Source organism: Glutamicibacter sp. NPDC087344 (assembly GCF_044744225.1).
Taxonomy (GTDB): Bacteria; Actinomycetota; Actinomycetes; order Actinomycetales; family Micrococcaceae; genus Glutamicibacter.
In genome coordinates, this window is sequence record NZ_JBIUXY010000005.1 from 139,540 (window position 1) to 158,517 (window position 18,978).

Annotated in this window: 18 protein-coding genes; 8 read left to right on the plus strand and 10 right to left on the minus strand. The window is 61.5% G+C overall.

Annotation, left to right across the window (positions count from 1 at the left end; all coding sequences use genetic code 11):
* Nucleotides 1–7 precede the first annotated feature (7 nt).
* Complete coding sequence (locus tag ACIOWL_RS10685) at nucleotides 8–1,240, minus strand: nitrate/nitrite transporter (protein WP_400384582.1); 1,233 nt, start codon at nucleotides 1,238–1,240, stop codon at nucleotides 8–10.
* Nucleotides 1,241–1,452: 212 nt separating this feature from the next.
* Here ACIOWL_RS10685 and ACIOWL_RS10690 point away from each other — a divergent pair, with 212 nt between their 5' ends.
* From ACIOWL_RS10690 to narI, 4 genes are read left to right on the plus strand one after another with little or no spacing between them, the layout of a single operon-like run.
* Entirely contained in the window at nucleotides 1,453–5,172 is a 3,720-nt protein-coding gene (locus tag ACIOWL_RS10690) for a nitrate reductase subunit alpha (protein ID WP_400384584.1), read from the plus strand.
* Nucleotides 5,169–6,806, plus strand: a complete 1,638-nt coding sequence (gene narH / locus ACIOWL_RS10695; protein ID WP_400384586.1) for a nitrate reductase subunit beta — start codon at nucleotides 5,169–5,171, stop codon at nucleotides 6,804–6,806. Before ACIOWL_RS10690 ends, narH begins: the two co-directional genes overlap by 4 nt.
* Entirely contained in the window at nucleotides 6,803–7,501 is a 699-nt protein-coding gene (narJ, locus tag ACIOWL_RS10700; protein WP_400384588.1) for a nitrate reductase molybdenum cofactor assembly chaperone, read from the plus strand. Before narH ends, narJ begins: the two co-directional genes overlap by 4 nt.
* Nucleotides 7,498–8,265: a respiratory nitrate reductase subunit gamma gene (narI, locus tag ACIOWL_RS10705; protein ID WP_400384590.1), complete on the plus strand. Its 768-nt coding sequence runs from the start codon at nucleotides 7,498–7,500 to the stop codon at nucleotides 8,263–8,265. The genes narJ and narI overlap by 4 nt, the downstream gene beginning before the upstream one ends.
* A gap of 12 nt (nucleotides 8,266–8,277) precedes the next feature.
* Here narI and ACIOWL_RS10710 read toward each other — a convergent pair whose 3' ends face one another.
* Nucleotides 8,278–8,667: a DUF3021 domain-containing protein gene (locus tag ACIOWL_RS10710; RefSeq protein WP_400384592.1), complete on the minus strand. Its 390-nt coding sequence runs from the start codon at nucleotides 8,665–8,667 to the stop codon at nucleotides 8,278–8,280.
* Nucleotides 8,668–9,130: 463 nt separating this feature from the next.
* Between ACIOWL_RS10710 and ACIOWL_RS10715 the strand changes: the two genes are divergently transcribed.
* Nucleotides 9,131–9,391, plus strand: a complete 261-nt coding sequence (locus ACIOWL_RS10715; protein ID WP_400384594.1) for a GlsB/YeaQ/YmgE family stress response membrane protein — start codon at nucleotides 9,131–9,133, stop codon at nucleotides 9,389–9,391.
* 91 nt (nucleotides 9,392–9,482) lie between these two features.
* Here ACIOWL_RS10715 and ACIOWL_RS10720 read toward each other — a convergent pair whose 3' ends face one another.
* Entirely contained in the window at nucleotides 9,483–9,755 is a 273-nt protein-coding gene (locus tag ACIOWL_RS10720; RefSeq protein ID WP_400384596.1) for a hypothetical protein, read from the minus strand.
* Between the two features lie 298 nt (nucleotides 9,756–10,053).
* Complete coding sequence (locus ACIOWL_RS10725) at nucleotides 10,054–10,602, minus strand: MarR family winged helix-turn-helix transcriptional regulator (RefSeq protein ID WP_400384597.1); 549 nt, start codon at nucleotides 10,600–10,602, stop codon at nucleotides 10,054–10,056.
* Between the two features lie 170 nt (nucleotides 10,603–10,772).
* Here ACIOWL_RS10725 and ACIOWL_RS10730 point away from each other — a divergent pair, with 170 nt between their 5' ends.
* Together ACIOWL_RS10730 and ACIOWL_RS10735 are read left to right on the plus strand one after the other, a co-directional pair.
* Nucleotides 10,773–11,252, plus strand: coding sequence for a hypothetical protein (locus tag ACIOWL_RS10730; RefSeq protein ID WP_400384599.1), 480 nt, complete (start codon nucleotides 10,773–10,775; stop codon nucleotides 11,250–11,252).
* Between the two features lie 134 nt (nucleotides 11,253–11,386).
* Nucleotides 11,387–11,869, plus strand: coding sequence for a hypothetical protein (locus ACIOWL_RS10735; RefSeq protein ID WP_400384601.1), 483 nt, complete (start codon nucleotides 11,387–11,389; stop codon nucleotides 11,867–11,869).
* An 835-nt stretch (nucleotides 11,870–12,704) separates the two neighbouring features.
* On the opposite strand, the gene ACIOWL_RS10740 is transcribed toward ACIOWL_RS10735, so the two are convergent.
* Genes ACIOWL_RS10740 through modA form a run of 5 tightly spaced genes read right to left on the minus strand, consistent with a single transcriptional unit; the run spans nucleotide 12,705 to nucleotide 17,187 of the window.
* A complete protein-coding gene (locus tag ACIOWL_RS10740; protein ID WP_400384603.1) occupies nucleotides 12,705–13,565 on the minus strand; it encodes an NTP transferase domain-containing protein in 861 nt (286 codons plus the stop codon).
* Nucleotides 13,562–14,821: a gephyrin-like molybdotransferase Glp gene (gene glp, locus ACIOWL_RS10745; protein WP_400384604.1), complete on the minus strand. Its 1,260-nt coding sequence runs from the start codon at nucleotides 14,819–14,821 to the stop codon at nucleotides 13,562–13,564. The genes ACIOWL_RS10740 and glp overlap by 4 nt, the downstream gene beginning before the upstream one ends.
* Nucleotides 14,811–15,569, minus strand: a complete 759-nt coding sequence (locus ACIOWL_RS10750; protein ID WP_400384606.1) for an ATP-binding cassette domain-containing protein — start codon at nucleotides 15,567–15,569, stop codon at nucleotides 14,811–14,813. Before ACIOWL_RS10750 ends, glp begins: the two co-directional genes overlap by 11 nt.
* 30 nt (nucleotides 15,570–15,599) lie before the next feature.
* Nucleotides 15,600–16,406 carry an ABC transporter permease gene (locus tag ACIOWL_RS10755; RefSeq protein WP_400384608.1) on the minus strand — a complete coding sequence of 269 codons (807 nt, stop codon included), beginning with the start codon at nucleotides 16,404–16,406 and terminating at the stop codon, nucleotides 15,600–15,602.
* Nucleotides 16,399–17,187, minus strand: a complete 789-nt coding sequence (gene modA, locus ACIOWL_RS10760; protein WP_400384610.1) for a molybdate ABC transporter substrate-binding protein — start codon at nucleotides 17,185–17,187, stop codon at nucleotides 16,399–16,401. The genes ACIOWL_RS10755 and modA overlap by 8 nt, the downstream gene beginning before the upstream one ends.
* Nucleotides 17,188–17,331: 144 nt before the next feature.
* Here modA and moaA point away from each other — a divergent pair, with 144 nt between their 5' ends.
* The gene (gene moaA / locus ACIOWL_RS10765) at nucleotides 17,332–18,372 is read left to right on the plus strand and encodes a GTP 3',8-cyclase MoaA (RefSeq protein WP_400384612.1); all 1,041 of its coding nucleotides are present in this window, start codon (nucleotides 17,332–17,334) and stop codon (nucleotides 18,370–18,372) included.
* Here moaA and ACIOWL_RS10770 read toward each other — a convergent pair whose 3' ends face one another.
* On the minus strand, nucleotides 18,373–18,921 hold the full coding sequence (locus ACIOWL_RS10770; RefSeq protein ID WP_400384614.1) for a DinB family protein: 549 nt from the start codon (nucleotides 18,919–18,921) through the stop codon (nucleotides 18,373–18,375). It lies immediately after the preceding gene.
* Nucleotides 18,922–18,978 lie beyond the last annotated feature (57 nt).

Genomic DNA, 18,978 nt, shown 5'->3' on the forward strand with positions numbered 1-18,978 from the left:
ATTCAGCCTACTTGCCGGTTTGCCTCGGCGCCCCGTTCAGCATTCCGGCAACCACCAACGCAAAAGTGCCAACCAGCACCAGCAGCCACAGGCCCAATGCATAGGAATTGTTTTCCGCTTGATAGGTCGCGCCCATGGCCAGCGGAGGGAAGTACCCGCCAAGGCCGCCGGCGGCCGCGACAACTCCGGAGACCGAGCCGACCTTCTCCGGTGGAGTCGAGGGGCCAATCCAGGCGAACACCGCCCCCATGCCTAGGCCCATGGCCGAAGCCATCAAGATAAAGATCGTTCCGGTGAGGACTCCCTCGGGTGGCTGCTGACCCACAATGTAGGCCAGCGAAACGATTCCTGCCAGTGAAATCAACGCGATAATTTTCGGACCAAATTTATCGGCCAGCACACCGCCAATCGGCCGGGCGATAACCGCCGCCACCGCGAATAACGCGGTGCGTGTACCTGCCCCCACAGGGTCAACCTGATCCGGGTAAATGGTCGTCAGGTACTTGGGCAGGAAGGTGGAGAAGGCCACGAATCCACCAAAAACAATGCCGTAGAGGAAAGACATTTCCCAGGTGATCGGCAGCTTCAAGGCACCAACCACCTTGGGAATCAACGGTTGTGTATTGGGTTTCCATGCCGGCGATTCACGCAGGAAAAACCAGACCAACCCCGCCATGATCACCAGGAGAACAGCAATCAACACGTGGGTGCCTACATAACCGAAGCTGCTGAGCAACCGAGGTGTCTGGAAAGCTGAAATCGCGGTGCCAATCATCCCCATGCCAAATACCCCGTTGGCAAATCCACGGCGTTTGGGTTCATACCAAGCGCTGGAAAACGGAACACCCACGGCGAAAACTGTGCCACCCACACCAAGCAGCGTCCCGGCAATAATCAACAGCGCAAAACTACCTATCGATCCGGCGAGCGCCACCAGCAATACGGCCGGCACGGTGGCCAGCAGTACCACGGTGAACATCTTGCGTGCGCCATAGCGGTCGGTCAGCGCACCGGTAAAGATCCGCCCCAGGGCGCCGACAAGTACCGGGGTTGCCAGCATCAGGGAAATCTGTCCCTCCGAGAGGTTCATTTCCTCGGAATAGTACTTCTGCAGCGGTGCGATCAGCATCCACGCCCAGAAGCCGACGGCGCTGGCCACGGTGGCCAGCAGTACCTGCGGAAATTGCCCACGCAATTCTGGTGCAGCGGGTTGAGATGACGGTGCCGAATTCGTGCTCATACTGACCCTCCAGGGGCAATGATCAGGATTTTTCACACAGCTTCTACTGTGCACCCTAAGCGCTGACTAGATCACCGCGCCAGTGCCTCGGGCCAAATTCCCACCAATCGTGCGCCGCGGCTGACCAAACCTGCGAGAAAACTGCAGCCCTTGAAACTCTTGAACTTTAAGACCAAGCTAGTGGTACACGTCACAGTTAGGGAGACCCTGCAATGACAGATCGGCCGCACCACACACAACCGGCCACCGACGGTCCGCTCGCAGATTCGCTACTTTCACTGGGTAGATTTCTGCGCCGCGGCGAAACCAGCGAAGACCTCAGGGCGATGTTCCTCTCCGGAGGACGTCAAGGAGACGTCTTTTACCGCGAAAGATGGTCTCACGACAAGGTGGTGCGCTCCACCCATGGGGTGAACTGCACAGGTTCCTGTTCCTGGAAGGTGTACGTCAAGGACGGCATCATCACCTGGGAAACCCAGCAGACCGATTACCCATCCGTCGGCCCCGACTCCCCCGAATACGAGCCTCGCGGGTGTCCCCGGGGCGCCGCATTCAGCTGGTACACCTACTCCCCCACGCGGGTCCGGTATCCCTACATCCGTGATGTTCTGGCGTCCCTCTACCGCGAAGCAAAGTCTCTCCATCCCGATCCGGTGGACGCCTGGGCCTCAATCGTCGAGGACCCTGCCAAGGCCAAAAGTTACAAAAAGGCCCGCGGCAAGGGTGGTTTGATCCGGACCACGTGGGATGAAGCTCTGGAAATCGCAGCCGCGGCCCAGGTCTATTCGGTCAAAGCCTACGGCCCGGATCGAATCGCAGGGTTCTCGCCAATTCCCGCGATGTCTATGGTCTCGCACGGAGCCGGCGCCCGTTACCTGAACCTCATCGGCGGCACCATGCTCTCCTTCTACGATTGGTATGCCGATCTGCCGGTCGCCAGCCCGCAAGTGTTCGGGGATCAAACCGACGTGCCCGAGTCGGCCGACTGGTTCAACGCGCAGTACTTGATCATGTGGGGGTCGAACGTCCCGGTCACCCGCACCCCGGATGCCCACTTCATGGCCGAGGCTCGCTACCGCGGGCAAAAAGTTGTCACCGTCTCTCCGGACTATACGGATAACACCAAGTTTGCCGATGAATGGGTCGCGCTACAGCCCGGCACTGATGCGGCCTTGGCTCTGGCGATGGGGCATGTCATCCTCACCGAGCACTACGTCGAAAAACGCACCGCCCGCTTTGAGGACTACATGCGGCGCTTCACCGATTCGCCCTTTCTGGTAGAAGTCGATGCGCTCTCAGGCACCCCGGTGCCCGGTAAGTTCCTCACCGCAGCAGATCTGGGTCTCAGCCAAGAAGCCAACGCCGAGTTCAAACCCGCGCTGCTGGATGCTGACGGTACCGCGCGCATCCCGCGCGGCACCCTGGGCCACCGCTATGGCGACGGGGACAAGGGCAAATGGAATCTGGATTTGGGAGACCTCAATCCGGTGCTTTCGGTGATGGATTTGGCTAGCTGGGATGGGCGAAGCGCCACCATCAACCTGCCTCGTTTCGACGTGGAGCCCCAGGCGGGACAGGAGCACACCGGCGGCTCCGGCATCCTCTCACGGGGTGTGCCCATCATCGAGCTCGGTGGGAAACACCTGACCACGGTGTTCGACTTGATGCTCGCCCAGTACGGTGTGGGGCGACCGGGCCTGCCCGGCGATTGGCCAACAGACTTCCTGGATACCGCCGCCGTGGGGACTCCGGGCTGGCAGGAGGAACATACCGGCGTCCCGCCGCAGCAGGCAATCCGGATTGCCCGCGAGTTCGCGGACACCGCGGAGAAATCCCAGGGACGGTCGATGATCTTGATGGGGGCTGGAACCAACCACTGGTTCCATTCGGACACCATTTATCGCACCTTTTTGGCGCTGACCATGATGACCGGAACCCAGGGGGTCAACGGCGGCGGCTGGGCGCACTATGTGGGTCAGGAAAAGGTCCGTCCGATCACCGGTTACCAGCAGTACGCGGCCGCCGGAGACTGGGTTCGCCCGCCACGGCACACCATTGGCACCGCCTTCTGGTATCTCGCCACCGACCAATGGCGCTACGACGGATTGCCGGCAACATCTTTGGCATCCCCGTTGGCGCAGGGCACCTTCACCGGCCGCACCACCGCCGACTGCCTTGTTGAATCGGTTAAACGCGGATGGATGCCGGACTACCCGACGTTTAACCGCAATCCCCTGGATCTGGTGGATGAGGCAACCCGCGCAGGCAAGAAGCCGGAAGACTACGTGGTCGATTCGCTGACCGATGGCTCACTGGCTTTCGCCTGCGAGGATCCGGACTCCCCGGCGAATTTCCCGCGGGTTGTGCTGGTTTGGCGCGCCAACATCCTGGGTTCTTCGGGCAAGGGCAACGAGTATTTCCTCAAGCACCTGCTGGGCACCGATGCTTCGGTCCGCGCCCCGCAAAGCCCCGAAGGTTCACGTCCGGTGGACATGACCTGGCACGAGCAGGCACCCGAAGGCAAACTCGATTTACTGGCTACCGCAGATTTCCGGATGACCAGCACCACCTTGTTCTCCGACCTGATTTTCCCGGCAGCCACCTGGTACGAAAAGTTTGACCTGTCCTCGACCGACATGCATCCGTTCATCCACTCGTTCAACCCGGCGATTGCGCCTCCGTGGCAAACAAAAACCGACTTTGAACTCTTCGGGCAGCTAGCCAAACGCTTCGCGAACTTTGCCTCGACGCATCTGGGCAAACGCCAAGACCTCGTCGCGACCCCGCTGCAGCACGACACCCCGGATGCCATGGCGACCGTCAAAGGCCGGGTTCAGCAGAACCAGCCGTTGGTCCCGGGACTGAACATGCCCAAGCTCACCGTTGTCGAACGTGACTACCCGAATTTATATGAGCGCTGGAGCTCTTTGGGCCCGCTGACGCAAAAACTGGGTATGGTCACCAAGGGTGTGAAGTACCACGTTGAACCGGAAATTACCCAGCTGCGACAGCTCAACGGTGTCACACCCAGCGGAACGGTGTCATTGGACACCGACCAGAAGGCCTGCGAAATGATCTTGGCCTTTTCCGGCACGTCCAACGGCCGATTGGCCACGGCCGGGTTCCGGGAATTGGAGGAGCATACCGGGCAGAAGATGGCGTTCCTCGCCGAAGAGCACGAAGGTTCACGCATCTCATTCAAGGATGTGCAGGTCCAACCGCGCAGCGTAATCACCTCCCCCGAATGGTCCGGCTCGGAGCACGGCGGACGGCGATACACCGCATTCGCGATCAACATCGAGCATCTCAAACCCTTCCATACACTCACCGGTCGGATGCATTTTTACCTGGACCACGATTGGATGCAGGAACTGGGTGAGAGCCTGCCGATCTACCGGCCGCCGCTGGACATGCACCGATTGTTCGGTGATGCCAAACTGGGCGAGGTGGGCGCGCACGAGTCCGGCAACGCCCAGGTCGCCGTGCGATACCTGACGCCGCATTCAAAGTGGTCCATCCACTCCGAATACCAAGACAACCTGTTTATGCTCTCGCTGTCCCGCGGTGGGCCCACCATCTGGCTCTCGACACAGGACGCGGCAAAAATCGGGGTGAAGGACAACGAGTGGATTGAGTCCTACAACCGCAACGGCGTGGTGGTAGCTCGCGCGATCGTTTCGCATCGAATGCCCGAAGGCACGGTGTATATGTACCACGCCAAGGACCGCACCGTTGATGTGCCGATCGCCGAAACCAGCGGCAAACGCGGAGGCATCCACAACTCGCTCACCCGAATCCTCATGAAGCCCAGCCACCTGATTGGCGGTTACGGGCAGCTGGCCTGGGCCTTCAACTATCTTGGCCCGACCGGAAACCAACGCGATGAAATCACCACGATCCGTCGCCGCAGCCAGGAGGTGTCTTACCGATGAAGGTCATGGCTCAGATGTCCATGGTGATGAACCTGGACAAGTGCATCGGGTGCCACACCTGCTCGGTGACGTGCAAACAGGCTTGGACCAACCGCTCCGGGGTGGAGTACGTGTGGTTTAACAACGTGGAAACACGCCCCGGGGTGGGGTATCCCCGCAGCTATGAAGACCAGGACACCTGGCGCGGAGGCTGGGTTCGCAGCCCCCGCGGGCGGCTGAAGTTGCGCGACGGCGGGCGGTGGCGCAAACTCTCACGGATTTTCTCCAATCCGAAGCTGCCGACCATCCACGACTACTACGAGCCGTGGACCTACGACTACGACATGCTGCTGAATTCCCCGTCTGGGGAGCACACACCGGTGGCCACCCCGAAGTCGCTGCTCACCGGCAAGGACCTCAAAATTTCGTGGTCCGCGAATTGGGATGACAACCTCGGCGGCTCATTGGAAACGATGAGCCAGGACCCGGTGCTTGCCAAGATGAGCCAAGAGGTCAAAGCCGAATACGAGCAGGCCTTCATGTTCTACCTGCCGCGCATCTGCGAACACTGCTTGAACCCGTCGTGTGTGGCTTCCTGTCCTTCCGGAGCGATGTATAAACGAGTGGAAGACGGGATCGTGCTGGTGGATCAGGATGCTTGCCGCGGCTGGCGGATGTGCGTCTCCGGGTGCCCCTACAAAAAGGTCTACTTCAACCACCGCACGGGCAAGGCCGAAAAGTGCACCCTGTGCTACCCGCGCGTCGAGGTCGGGTTGCCCACGGTCTGCGCGGAAACTTGCGTCGGGCGCCTGCGCTACCTGGGCCTGGTGCTCTACGATGCCGATGGCGTGGCCGGCGCGGCCAGTGTGCAAAACGAACACGAGCTGCTGGAAGCGCAGCGTAACGTGTTGCTGGACCCGAATGACCCCGAGGTGATCCATGCCGCCCGGGCCGAGGGAATTCCCGAAGATTGGATTGCCGCCGCGCAGGCCAGCCCCATCTGGAAACTGATCCGCGAATACCGGCTCGCCTTGCCGCTGCATCCGGAATATCGCACCATGCCGATGGTTTGGTACATCCCGCCGCTGTCCCCGGTGGTGGATGTGGTCACCAATACCGGCAACGACGGCGAAGATGTCAACAACCTGTTCGCCGCCATCGACAAACTGCGTATTCCGATTGAATACCTTGCGGAGCTATTCACCGCGGGGGACCCTGCACCGGTGGAGGATTCGCTTCGCAAGCTGGCGGCCATGCGGTCGTATATGCGCGGCATCTCGCTGCACGAGACGCGCGAGGAAGCCATCGCGAACACGGTGGGGATGAGCGGAGCGCAGCTGGAGGAAATGTACCGGCTGCTCGCCATCGCCAAATATGAAGAGCGCTACGTCATCCCGGCAGCTCACGCCGAGCAGGCCCACGACCTGGAGGAAATGGGTTGCTCGCTGGACTTCGAGGATGGACCGGGCATGGGCGGAGCCGGACCGTTCGGTTCTTCCTCCGGCGCTTCGGTCCCGGTAGCGGTGGAGAACTTTCAGTCGCTGAAGAACCGGCAGACCGCTGACAGGCCTTCCGGCCCCGGACGCCTTAACCTGCTGAATTGGGACGGCAACGGTACACCTGATGGGCTCTTCCCGCCTGAGGAGAAAAAATGATTCCGCGGTTGTTCAACCGGGCGACCCCGCAGCGTCCGCTGCCCGGAGAGCTGACTCCGGTGCGGCTGACCCGCGCTGAACGTTCACGGGTGCACATGTTGGCCTCATTGTTGCTGGATTACCCCGATGCCCTCTGGTTTGCCCGGTTGGATGAACTCGAGTCTCATCTGGGCCGGGTGCCGGAACCTCTCACGAGCCTTTTCGCCGAGTTCATCACCTCGGCTCGTCATTCCGGGGCCGAAAAACTGCAGCGCGACTATGTGGAAACCTTTGACTTGAAACGCAAATGCAGCCTCTACCTGAGTTACTTCGCCACCGGTGACACCCGGAAACGGGGAACAGCCCTGGTCACCTTCATCGAAGCCTATCGGGCCGCCGGCTGGAATTTCGAGGCCGACGAGTTACCCGACTATCTGCCAGCGGTACTGGAGTTCTCTGCCGTGAGCACAGATGAGATCGCGGAGGTACTGCTGGCGGCCCATGTTGAAGGGATTGAAGTATTACGCGCGGCGCTGGAAGCAATTCACAGCCCTTGGGCGCCGCTGCTTCGAGCCATCACGTTGTCCTTGCCACCGGTGGACGCCGCGACCCAAGAACGGGTGCTTGCGCTGGTCAGCGAGGGGCCGCCCACGGAAACAGTGGGGCTCTCTTTCCTTGGAAATCTTCCACCGTTCAGCCCGAGGGGGAACCCGTGAGTACCGGTTCGATTCTTTTGTGGGTTGTTCTTCCGTATGCCTGCGCCGTAGTTTTTATCGTTGGGCATATCTGGCGTTATCGTTTCGATAAATTCGGCTGGACTACACGTTCCAGCCAGACCTATGAAAACCGCTTGCTGCGCTGGGGATCTCCGATGTTCCATCTTGGAATCCTGATGGTGATCGCAGGTCACGTCGTCGGCCTGCTCATCCCCCGCGAATGGCTTTACGCCATCGGCATTAACGAACACATGTACCACCTGGGGGCAACGTGGATGGGTACAGCGGCGGCTTTGCTGACCTTGGCAGGCCTAGCCATCCTGATTTATCGGAGGCGAACGGTTGGCCCTGTCTTTCTGGCGACGACCCCGATGGACAAGGTGATGTATGTATTTCTCGGCGCAACGTTGCTCTTCGGAACGCTGGCCACTCTAACGCATCAGGTTTTCGGCCCTGGGTACTCCTACCGCGAGTCAGTTTCTCCGTGGATACGGCAAATGATCATCTTCCAGCCACACCCTGAGTTGATGGTGCAGGTACCGTTGCTATTCCAGCTACACGTCATCACCGCGACACTGCTTTTTGCCCTCTGGCCGTTCACCAGATTGGTTCATGTTTTTTCGGCTCCGATTCCCTACCTATTCCGCCCGTATATCGTTTACCGTTCACGGGATGAATCCCGCGGCGCAGGAACCCGTCCAGTACGGCGGGGCTGGGACCCGGTCACCACTCCACCACGAGCGCGCGGACGTCGCAGTCGCTGAGATCGCAAGGGTCTAGCCTCGGGGCCTGGTCCTGAGCTTTGGCTGAAGCACACCAAAAATGAGATAAAGCAGGAGCCACAGCACGGCGCCCACCATCAGGAAAATGCCAAGAACCCAGAAATAATCCATGGGTCGATTCAGGCTGAACCAGCCGCTGAAATACAGGGCCGGCAACACGGTCACCAGCATGATTCCAAAATGGATCAACGACTGCCTTTTCAGCGACCACTGGTTCACCTGATATAGCACCGACGTGCCACTGACTGCCGCGATAATTACACCAACCGCGAAGGTGCTTCGGGCGTTGGAAACGTCACCTTGGAAATACAAGGCCAAGCCAATTGCTCCCATGATAAGCAGCGGGGCGCCTGTCAGGATGAGACCGAGCCGTAGTGGTGACATGGCTACAGCCTATGACACCGGCTCAGGGTATTTCACGAATTTGACGTACTTCGTTCGACATCGCTCTGGCCTTCACCATGTTCAAAGAGCTACCTCATTCGGTCACCACCGCAGTAATTTTTCTTAGGCATGGGTATGTGTCGGGTTTCGCGCTTTTGGTGGTTTGGCCCGCCTAGTGATCACACGACTACCGGGGCTTCCTTTTTAGAAAAGGTACGACTAGCATCTTGCGACTTCAGCAGCCGAATAGTCGCAAGTATCTGCGCAGCGCGAAGCCTTTTGCCTCCGACGTACTGAACGTGGTAGTAGGCAGTGCTTTTTCCCGGCTTCGCGTTCCCCTCGGCGATCAGGAAAAATCCAGCTTTAAGCCAGTGATTTTCACCTGCGGGTAACTTTCTAAACCAGAAGATATGTGTTGACGCAAACGGACAAGACACACTATAAACAAGTCAAGGAGAACCCTGTGAGTATTTTAGGATGGATCGTTCTAGGACTGGTCGCCGGTGCTATTGCCAAGGCCATCAAACCAGGAGAACAGGGCGGCGGATGGCTCGCCACTTTGTTGCTTGGCGTCGTCGGCGCGGTCGTAGGCGGCTGGATCGGCTCAGCAGTCTTCGGCGAAGGTGTGGACAAGTTCTGGTCCCTATCCACTTGGCTCCTGGCCATTTGCGGTTCGTTGATCGTACTGGTCATCTGGGGATTACTCACGCGCAAGCGTGCCTAATCACAACTGCATAGCAACGGTCCACCACGGAATCGTGGTGGACCGTTGTGATTTCCGGACGAAAATATATGTCGTATGCCCCGTCAGAGGCTCAGTAACGTGAATCAGATTCGAAGTCCCGATCCTGAGCCGACTCAACCTCGGTGCCAGCGTGTGATTCCTCGGTGGAAGACTCGCCCTGTTCAAGTTCCTCAGCGCTGTGCTCATAAATCGTTTCGCGAAGGCCATCAACTGCCTTGGCCCGCCCGGCCCAATATTCAGGCTCAAGGCCGAACCCGTTGGTCGCTTTTTCAGCCATACGCTTGAAACCATCACGATGGTCTTCCAAAGCGTTATTCAGATCTTCGAACTGGTCGCGGCTCACTCTGACATCAATATGCCTTCGGGGCATTCGAATCTTCCTCACTTGTTAGACAGGCTAAGTTTTTTAGTTGCATCCAACTTACGTGTAGGAGCGATCCATGACAGCGACCATAAGGTTTCCCTCAGAAATTCAGAGACAAGTACCATCGGACCTCAGGAGGTCACCCGCGAAAACCACATATGGAATCAGAAATCCCTGAAGGAAGTCAAGCGAAAGACAATCCTGGACGTGTATTACCGGCCAATGCATCAGTCAGATCACGCACACGGAGGCGAAGCAGCTGCTATGCGCCCTACATCTAACGGGAAGGTGTGACGCTCTCGGCCATCACGATCCCCCGCGCGGAGGGTTCTCTTGGCTCATCACCGATCTGAACGCTGCGGATCATAGCTTCCAAGAACTTAGCCGTAGCAACCCGCTCATCCTCGGACAACGTGCCCACGGCATCCATCATCCGCTCATGCATCCCCTGAAGCGTTCCGCGAACCTCCGTATCACTGTACTCCGTGGGCACAATCCCCACTGACCTCCGATCCGCAGGATGCACAATACGTTCGGCATACCCGTCCCGACATAACCGATCTATCAAGACCGACACCGAGGCGTTGGAAATACCCAGTTTTTCAGCAAAATCTCGCTGGCGCGGAATCACCCCTTTACGGTGCGCCGCGAGGAGGAAACGCAACGCAGACATATCGGTTTCATTCATCCCCATAGACCCTCGAGTCGAAGCTCGCATCTTCTGCTCCGCTTCACGATATTTGCGCATCAGATTCAACAAATCCACCGCTGCGGGCACCGTACTACCCTCGCCATACCAATACCCACTGGCTTGATAACTGCTCATGAGAACTCCTTCCGCCGGGTGCGGACGCCACGTCCGTGAACTTCAGGGGTCCCTGCCCCTTTGACTGAAGTCCAGCTTGCCTAACCGAAAAATAATATTGTAGCCTAGCTAATAGTTAGCTAGGCTAAACATATTCTACTACGAAACAGCTACCAGCACCGGAGTGAAAGATGAAAAAACCCTTAGCAGTTCCCGTAGAAACCACCACGCGCCAAACTATGGTGTGGGCCGCACGAATACAGGAAATCGCGGCCTCCGGCTCGCAGCAATGCCAGAGCCTGGACACCGTGCATTCAGCAACCTGCACTATCACTGGACCCCTCGATGAGCTCATCGTGAACTTGGCCTGCATCGCTAAGGCCGAGGACTACGTATCCGAGCTGATGCAGTACGTCAACGACGTGCTACTGCCACAGATGGAGAACGCCCTCGGCATCCAGTTCGAAGTGCGGAACTTGCAGTTCGCCGTAGCCGGCAAGGAGAACTACCTTAATGCCCCAGAACATGCAGCCGAAGCGAAACTCCCCAAGAATTGGCTGGAACACCCCTTCACCGCTCCATCGCTAACTCCCACCGCTGGAGTCAGGAGCAGAACCGCCGATTCGAGGATCAAAACAGACGAGCCCCAGACAGATTTGAGCCTGGTCTAAAACCTGCAAGACCCGCCGCACGCGAAGAGCGGCAACACCAAGGCGCAGGACCAGCCGTGTAGCGCATCTGGCTACACAGCCCTGCTTCGACGTCATCATTTTCATGAGCAGTGCAAGAAAGGGAAGTATCTAAAATGCCAGGTCGAATCGCTCGAACCCAGACCGCAGTCAGAGTCGCTGATTTTCTCGCCACCCGTGAAGGCAAAGCTCACCTGTCGAACTACGGCTGGGCTCCGGGAATGCCAATCGTCATGACCCAACCGACCGAATCGCTCAACGAAGCAATGGGCATGGCATCGATCCACGGCCGCGCAGTGTTGATAGCCATGCTCGATCCGCAGACCAAAGAGCTGCACATGCTACATGTCACCGTCCCGCAAATCACACTGAAAGTCACAAAGGCCTGCGCAGACCGACTCACCATGGGGGAGTTCTTCCAGCGCCTGTCAACCGCGACCATCGCCGAGTTCCGAGTAAAATTCTGGAAGCATACCGCCGTAGCGCACAAGATCCCAACGTGCCCCGGGATGCAACCTCAGAACACCGCATCCACACGCTATCCACTACCAACGCTACGACACACCTCAGCGCCAATCGCTGCAAGCTACAGCAGATAAACTCTTTGCCCTCTCGGTTCTGGCTCGTCCGCCCATTGAGAGTCAACAGTCCCTTTGGCGCAGCTTGTGAGCCAGAACCAGGGGCATCGCCACAGCTTAGGCGCCCATCAAGGTACTGAGCACCTGCCCAAGCGAACGCTCCACACAAAGAGTGTTAAACGTTCACCAACGAAGCAGTCGCTCAATCCTTGACGTCTATAGTTGTCTAGGGCATAACGTCCACACCACGCGACCCTCAGTTTTACTTCGGTGCTACTGGACGCTTACTTAAGAACGGACTTTATGACCACAGAACGAAACTTCACCCCTTATCACGTTGTGCTTAACATTGAAAACGAAGAAGAAAGCTACAGTCTCTTCGAAGCTCTGCGTCACTATAGCCGTTATCTTTCCAGCCAGAATCGTAGTACCCAGACCGAAGCGCAAAGCCTATGTCGGTTGATCAGCATGGTCGACACAGCATGGACACGCTCCGCAAACACGACCACCGACAATGACTAACAAACTGGTCACCCTCGTTTGTTTTGCCTAACCAGTTCTGAAGACGCTAATCACTGCATTGGCAAGGATGCCGAATTTACCTACTGTCGCTCCCTCTTGGATTTCAGGAGAGAAGGACAGAATCCCATGAGTCAGAACCCAGCCAAAGCACAAACTGGTCAACGCCAAAACTTTTACTCACGCTCCCTCACCACTGACAACGTCCCCAGAGCCCACACCGGCCTCGCCAAAGTGGGGTGCCCAACCATGGACAACCAATCCAGATCAAAAAAGTCCCGCGGAAGCCACACAGCTTTCGCTATGACGGCATCCATGGGGCCTGCGGCTCGTGGCGCTACTCCTCGGGGTGCTCATCCGCCCAACGGTGGGCACGTTCAATAAGTTGCTCCGACAAGCCGGCGAGCTCTCCCTTGCCTCTGCCCACGGCCAGCCCGAGCAGGAAGGTGCTCAGCGGTGCGGCCGGGCGGGCCACCTCATGGGCGACGTGTTTGGCGACATCAAGGATCGTGGCGATATCCACGGATGAATCATCCAGCTCAAGTTCTTTGGCCGCGGCGACCAGCCAGGTTTCCAGGGCTTCCGGTGGCAGGTACTGTCCCATGCTGTTCTTCTCCTTTGCTCGGGCGCGCTCAAGCGCCTGCGGGGTGTCGATATCACTGCTGGTGTCATTATCCACCGGGAGTTCGCGCAACGTCAGTTCGCCCAAGGCCCGGCGTACGGGTGCATTAACCACGCGGTCGCCCAGGGCCGCGCACACGGCGTGCAGCGCCTGCGTGCGGTAGATCCCGGCGAGCCACTGGACACGGCCATCGGCATCGCGTAGCACCACCCCGTCCTCGGCGGATTCCAGCCCTTCGGCCAGGGCGGCTGCCAGCTCCGTGGCCACCGCGGTGGGACGCTGCAGGTCGCAGGCCAACACCAGCACCCACGGCGCGCTGAGGCTTGGCAGGCCGGCGGCGAGCGCGGCCAGCGGTCCGGCAAAGGGCGGATCTTCACGCAGCACTGCATCGGCGCGGGTGCCGGCCGAATCCGGGCCGATGACCACGACCCGGCCGGCTCCGGCCCGGCGGGCGGCGTCGACCGCCCGGTCGACCAGGCGGCGGCCGTGCAGTTCCAGGTTCGCCTTGTCCGCCCCGCCCAGCCGGGAGCCGCGGCCTCCGGCCAGCACCAGCGCCTGGAAATCCGTGGCGCTCATGCGTGCAGCCTCAATACGTCGACGCTGTCCCCCGGGTTCACATCTGTGGTCTCCGGGTCGATCAGTGCGTAGCCCTGCGAGGCGCCGAACCCGCCGACCGCATGGGAGATGCTGGCGGCGTCAACCGCCGGGGCGCAGCCGAAGCGCTCGTCGAACACCACCGGCAACACCTGCATCCGGCCCGGCGGGGATTTCCACCCGCGCACCGCGGTGCTGCGCAGCACCGGGCGGGCGGTGGTGGAATACCCCTGCAGGGCGCGCAGCGCCGGGCGGACAAACAGTTCAAAACCCACCGCGGCGCTCACCGGGTTGCCGGGCAACGCGAACATCAGCGCCCCGGCGCGCAGCCGGCCGACGCATTGCGGGGCGCCGGGGCGCACCCGCACCCGCACCGCGCGCACCGCGGGTTCCTGCTCAAGCACCTGGCGCATGACGTCGTACTCCCCCGGGCCTACCCCGCCGGTGGAGATGACCACCTCGTGCCGGGCGCCGAGGTCCTGAAGCCGGGCCTGCACCAGCGCCGGGTCATCCGCGCAGTGTTCGACCGTGGCGGCCGTGAAACCGGATTCTTCCAGCAGCCCGGCCAGCAGCAGCGAGTTCGACTCCGGGATCTGCCCCCGGCTCAGTGTGCTTCCCGGGGGGCGCAGTTCCGCCCCGGTGATCAGCACCGCGATCCGCGGCGCGGTGCGCACCGAAAGGTGCGTGGCCCCCGCGGCGATCACCGCCGAGAGCCGGGCCGCGGTGAGCCGCTCACCGGCCAAGGCCACGAGCTGCCCCGCGTTCACGTCCGATCCGGCCCGGCGCACGTCCTTACCCGGTGCTACCGGGGTGTTGATCCGCACCGTGTGCTGGTGGAATCCGTTGGTCTCTTCCACCCGCACCACCGCGTCCGCGCTGCCCGGCAGCGGGGCGCCGGTCATGATCCGCACCGTTTGCCCCGGCCCCAGCACCGGGTCGGCGCCGCTGCCGGCCGGCACCACACCAATCACCTGCAGCTCAACCGGCGCGTGCGCGGTATCTTCGGCGCGCACCGCGTAACCGTCCATGGCGGAGTTCTCCCACAACGGCAGGCGGTGGGCGGCGGCCACATCCTCGGCGAGCACCGTCCCGTGCACGGTGGTGTGCAAGGACTTCAGGTCGGCCTGCTCGGCCAGCGACAGCCGCACCGGCGGCAGCGGGTCCACCAGCTCCAGCACCGCGCGCAGGTGCTCCTGCGGGGTGAGCGGCGCGGTGTCCGGACCGTTTTCAGGCGCCATCGGTTGCCTCTTTCAGCTCTGGGGGCGCGCCGGCCGGCAAGGTGGCGATCACGGCGCGCATAAAACGGGTAGCGGGATTGGCGAACACCTGCGCGGTGGGTCCTTGGTGGGTGGCGGCCCCGCGTTCAATCACCAGCAGGTCGTCGGCGAGCTCCTGGGTGTCCACCGCGGCGTGGGAGACGATGACCGCGCTGATGCCGGTGCGCGCAAGCTGTTCGCGCACCAGCAGACGCATATCCGCGGCGGCTTCCACGTCCAGCGAGGCGAATGGTTCATCGATCAGCAGCAGCCGGGGGCGGGCGGCCAGCGCGCGGGCCAGCGCGATTCGCTGGCGTTGCCCGCCGGAGAGCGCGCCCGGGCGATGCCGGGCGATCTCGCTCAGCCCCAGGCGCTCCAACCAGGCACTGGCTTCCGCGGTGGCGGCCCGGGACTCAAGTCCCCCGGCGCGGGCGCCGAAGGCGATGTTCTTGGCCGCATCCAGATGCGGGAACAGGTGTGGGTCCTGGCCGAGCAGCCCGATTTTCCTCAGGTGCGGCGGGACGTGGGTGCGCGCGTCGGCAAGCACCGTGCCGTCCAGTTCGATCAGCCCGCCCCCGAGTTTTTCCACCCCGGCCAGGGTATGCACGATGCTTGATTTGCCGGCCCCGCTGGGACCCATCAGCGCCAGCACCTTCCCGGATTCGACCGTGAAGTCGGCGCTCACGGTGAACCCGGTGCGTGGGATCTCCAGTCGCGCGATCAGCGCCATACATCCACCCCGTTCACTGCCGTGTCCAATTCATTTCAGCGCTCCCGGGCGCCAGGCGCGCACGCAGATCAGCACCAGCACCGCGGTGCCCAAGAGCAGCAGTGACAGCGCCACGGCGGCGTCCCGCCCGTCGCCGGCGCCGTTAAATGCAGTATAGATCGCCAGCGGCATGGTCTGGGTGATGCCCGGGGCGTTGCCGGCGAACAGCGCGGTGGCCCCGAACTCGCCGATGGCCCGCGCGAAACACAGGATCACCCCGGCCACCAGACCCGGAGCGGCCAGGGGCAGGGTGATCCGGGTCAGCACCATGACCCGCCCTGCCCCCAGGGTCGCGGCGGCCTGCTCGTACCCGGTCCCCAGCGAACGCAGCGAGCCCTCCACGGAGAGCACCAGGAAGGGCAGGGCCACAAAACTTTGCGCGATCACCACCGCCACGGTGGAAAAGGGAAGGGTGATCCCCCAGGCGGAGTCGATGAACTGCCCCACGGGACTGGTGCGTCCAAACAGGAACAGCAACGCCACCCCGCCGACCATGGGCGGCAGCACCAGTGGAACGGCCACCAGCGCCCGCAGCAGCTGGGCCACCTTGGGCCCGCTGCGTGCCATCAGCACCGCCAGCGGCACCCCCAGCAGCACACACAGCACCGTGGCGGCCACCCCGGTGCGCAGGCTCAGCCACAGCGCATCCAGCGCCGCCTTGCTGGTCACGTCCTGCCAGAAAGTTCCCCAGCTGGCCCGTCCCACCAGGGAAATCAGCGGCAGCACCAGCAGCGCGATCCCCAGCACCGCCGGGGCGATGGTCAGCCCCGGGGCGCGCACCCCGGTGTCGCTAGCCATTGGCACCGGCCGCACTGCCGAAACCGTGCTCCTTCAGGATCTGCTGGCCCTGCTCAGAAAGCACAAAATCGACAAAATCCTGGGCCCCCGGCTGCTGGCTCAGCGCGGTGATCGGGTAGGAGTTCACCACCTGATCCGCGCCGGCTGGAACCATGGATTCAACCGCATCCTGCCCCACCACGTCGGTGGCATACACCAGGCCGGCGTCGGCTTCCCCGGCGCTGACCTTCTGCAGCACCGAGGTCACGTTTTGTTCCAGGCTCGCGGGTTCCACACTCACCGACTGGTTCTCCAGCAAGGTGGTGGAGGCCGCGCCGCACGGAACCTGCGGGGCGCACAGCACGGTGGTGACCCCGGCCAGGTCCTCAAGTGAACTCACCTTGCCCGGGTTTCCCGCCGGCACCGCGATCACCAGGGTATTGGTCGCGAAAATCTGCGGGTTTTCCCCCAGCCCGGCCTCGGTGACGGTGGCCATGTTCTTCTCATCCGCGGAGGCGAAAACATCCACCGGCGCGCCCTCGACAATCTGGGTGGCCAGCGTGGAGGACCCGTCGTAGGCGATGGTGGAGATGGCGGTTTCGGGGTGCGCCGCGGTGAACTCCTGCGCGATCTGATCAAATGAGCGCTGCAGCGAGGCGGCCGCGGAGATGGTCAACGTGCTGGTCGGTGCGGTGCTGGTTTCCGCGGCCGGCTCATCCTGCGCCGAGCACCCGCTCAGGGCCAGGGTTCCCGCGGCCAGCAGAGCGAATGGGTAGCGAACGGCGAGTGGAATGCGGCGCATGAGTGTCCTTATCAAGGGTGTAAACTGCTCTCTTGCCTGTCATGCTACCGCCAGGCGGGGCGCCAACCCGTAGTATATTACCGCCGATGCTGCTAAATTTCCGCGGATCTTCGCAGCAAGGCAAGTTGAGGTTACGCTGGGATGATGAACGCACAACCTGGCGCGCCACTGCTCGACGCCCGCGCTCGGCCACTGCACGATCTGCGGATCTCGGTTACCGACCGGTGCAACTTCCGCTGTGTGTACTGCATGCCCAAGGAGATCTTCGGGCGCGATTTCCAGTTCCGCGAACGCTCCGAGCTCCTGAGCTTCGAAGAAATTGAACGCCTGGCACGCATCGCGGTGGCTCTGGGCGTGCGCAAACTGCGGCTGACCGGCGGCGAACCGCTGCTGCGCCGCGGCATCGTTGACCTGGTCGCACGGCTTTCGGCCCTGAAAACCCTCGATGGGAACCCGGTGGACCTGGCGATGACCACCAATGGCTCGGCCCTGCCGGTGATGGCCGGGCAGCTGAAGGCCGCCGGGCTGCAGCGGGTGACCATCTCCCTGGATTCGCTGGACGATGCCCGTTTCAAGGCGATCAACGACGTGAACTTCCCGGTCTCCCGGGTGCTGCAGGCAATCGAGGCCGCCGAGGCGGCGGGCCTGGGACCGGTGAAGATCAATACCGTGCTCAAACGCGGGGTCAACGATGATGAGATCCTGGCCCTTGCCGAGCATTTCCGCGGCACCGGGCAGGTCCTGCGGTTCATCGAGTTCATGGATGTCGGAACCACCAACGGGTGGAACCTGGATGCCGTGGTGCCCTCGGGAGAGGTGGTCTCCCGCATCAACGAACGCTGGGCGCTTGAACCGGTGACAAAAACCGAGCCGGGCGAAACCGCCAACCGCTGGCGCTACACCGACGGCTCCGGGGAGATCGGCGTGATTTCAAGTGTCACCAACGCGTTCTGCGGGAACTGCTCGCGCGCCCGGGTTTCCGCCGAGGGCCAGCTGTACACCTGCCTGTTTGCCGGTTCCGGCTACGACCTGCGCGCCCTGCTGCGCGGCGGGGCCGATGACCAGCAGCTGGCCGATGCGCTGAGCGGGCACTGGCGCAAACGCGATGACAACTACTCGGAGCTGCGCGCCGCGCTCACCCCGGGCAAACGCACACGGATTGAAATGTCCTACATCGGCGGGTAGCTACCCCATGGACTTCTGCCCGTCCAGGGATTCGCGGATGATGTCCGCATGCCCGGCGTGCTGGGTGGTTTCGGCGATGATGTGCAGCAGCGTGCGGCGCACCGACCAGTGGGTGTCCACAAACCACGGGGCCTGGGGCAGCTCATGCACCGTGTCCAGCTCGATGCTGGCCAGCAGCGAGTCGGTTTCCTGCGCGATCTTGCCGTATTTTTCCAGCAATCCCTCAAGGGTCTCCCCGGGCTGCATGGCGAACTCCGCGGCGAAGGCCTCAAGCGCCTGAGGCGGCATGTTGTAGAAGTCGACGTCTCCCCAGTCCATGGCCGCCTTGCCCCGAACCATGAATTGCTGCCACTGCAGCTCCACCGCGCTCACGTGCTTAATGAGCCCTCCTACACTCAGTTCGCTGACGGTGGTGCGGGCCGCCGCCTGCTGATCGGTCAGGTTCGTGGCGGTGAAACGCAGGAAGTGGCGGGCGTTGGCCAATGCTTGGTGCAGGTCGGCGCGTTCCCCGGCCAGGGTGGTGTTGGTGGCCTTCATGGTGGTGCTCATGGTGTTTCTCCTTGGTTCCTGCGATGTTTGTGCGGCTGATAAATCCAGATTAGGAGC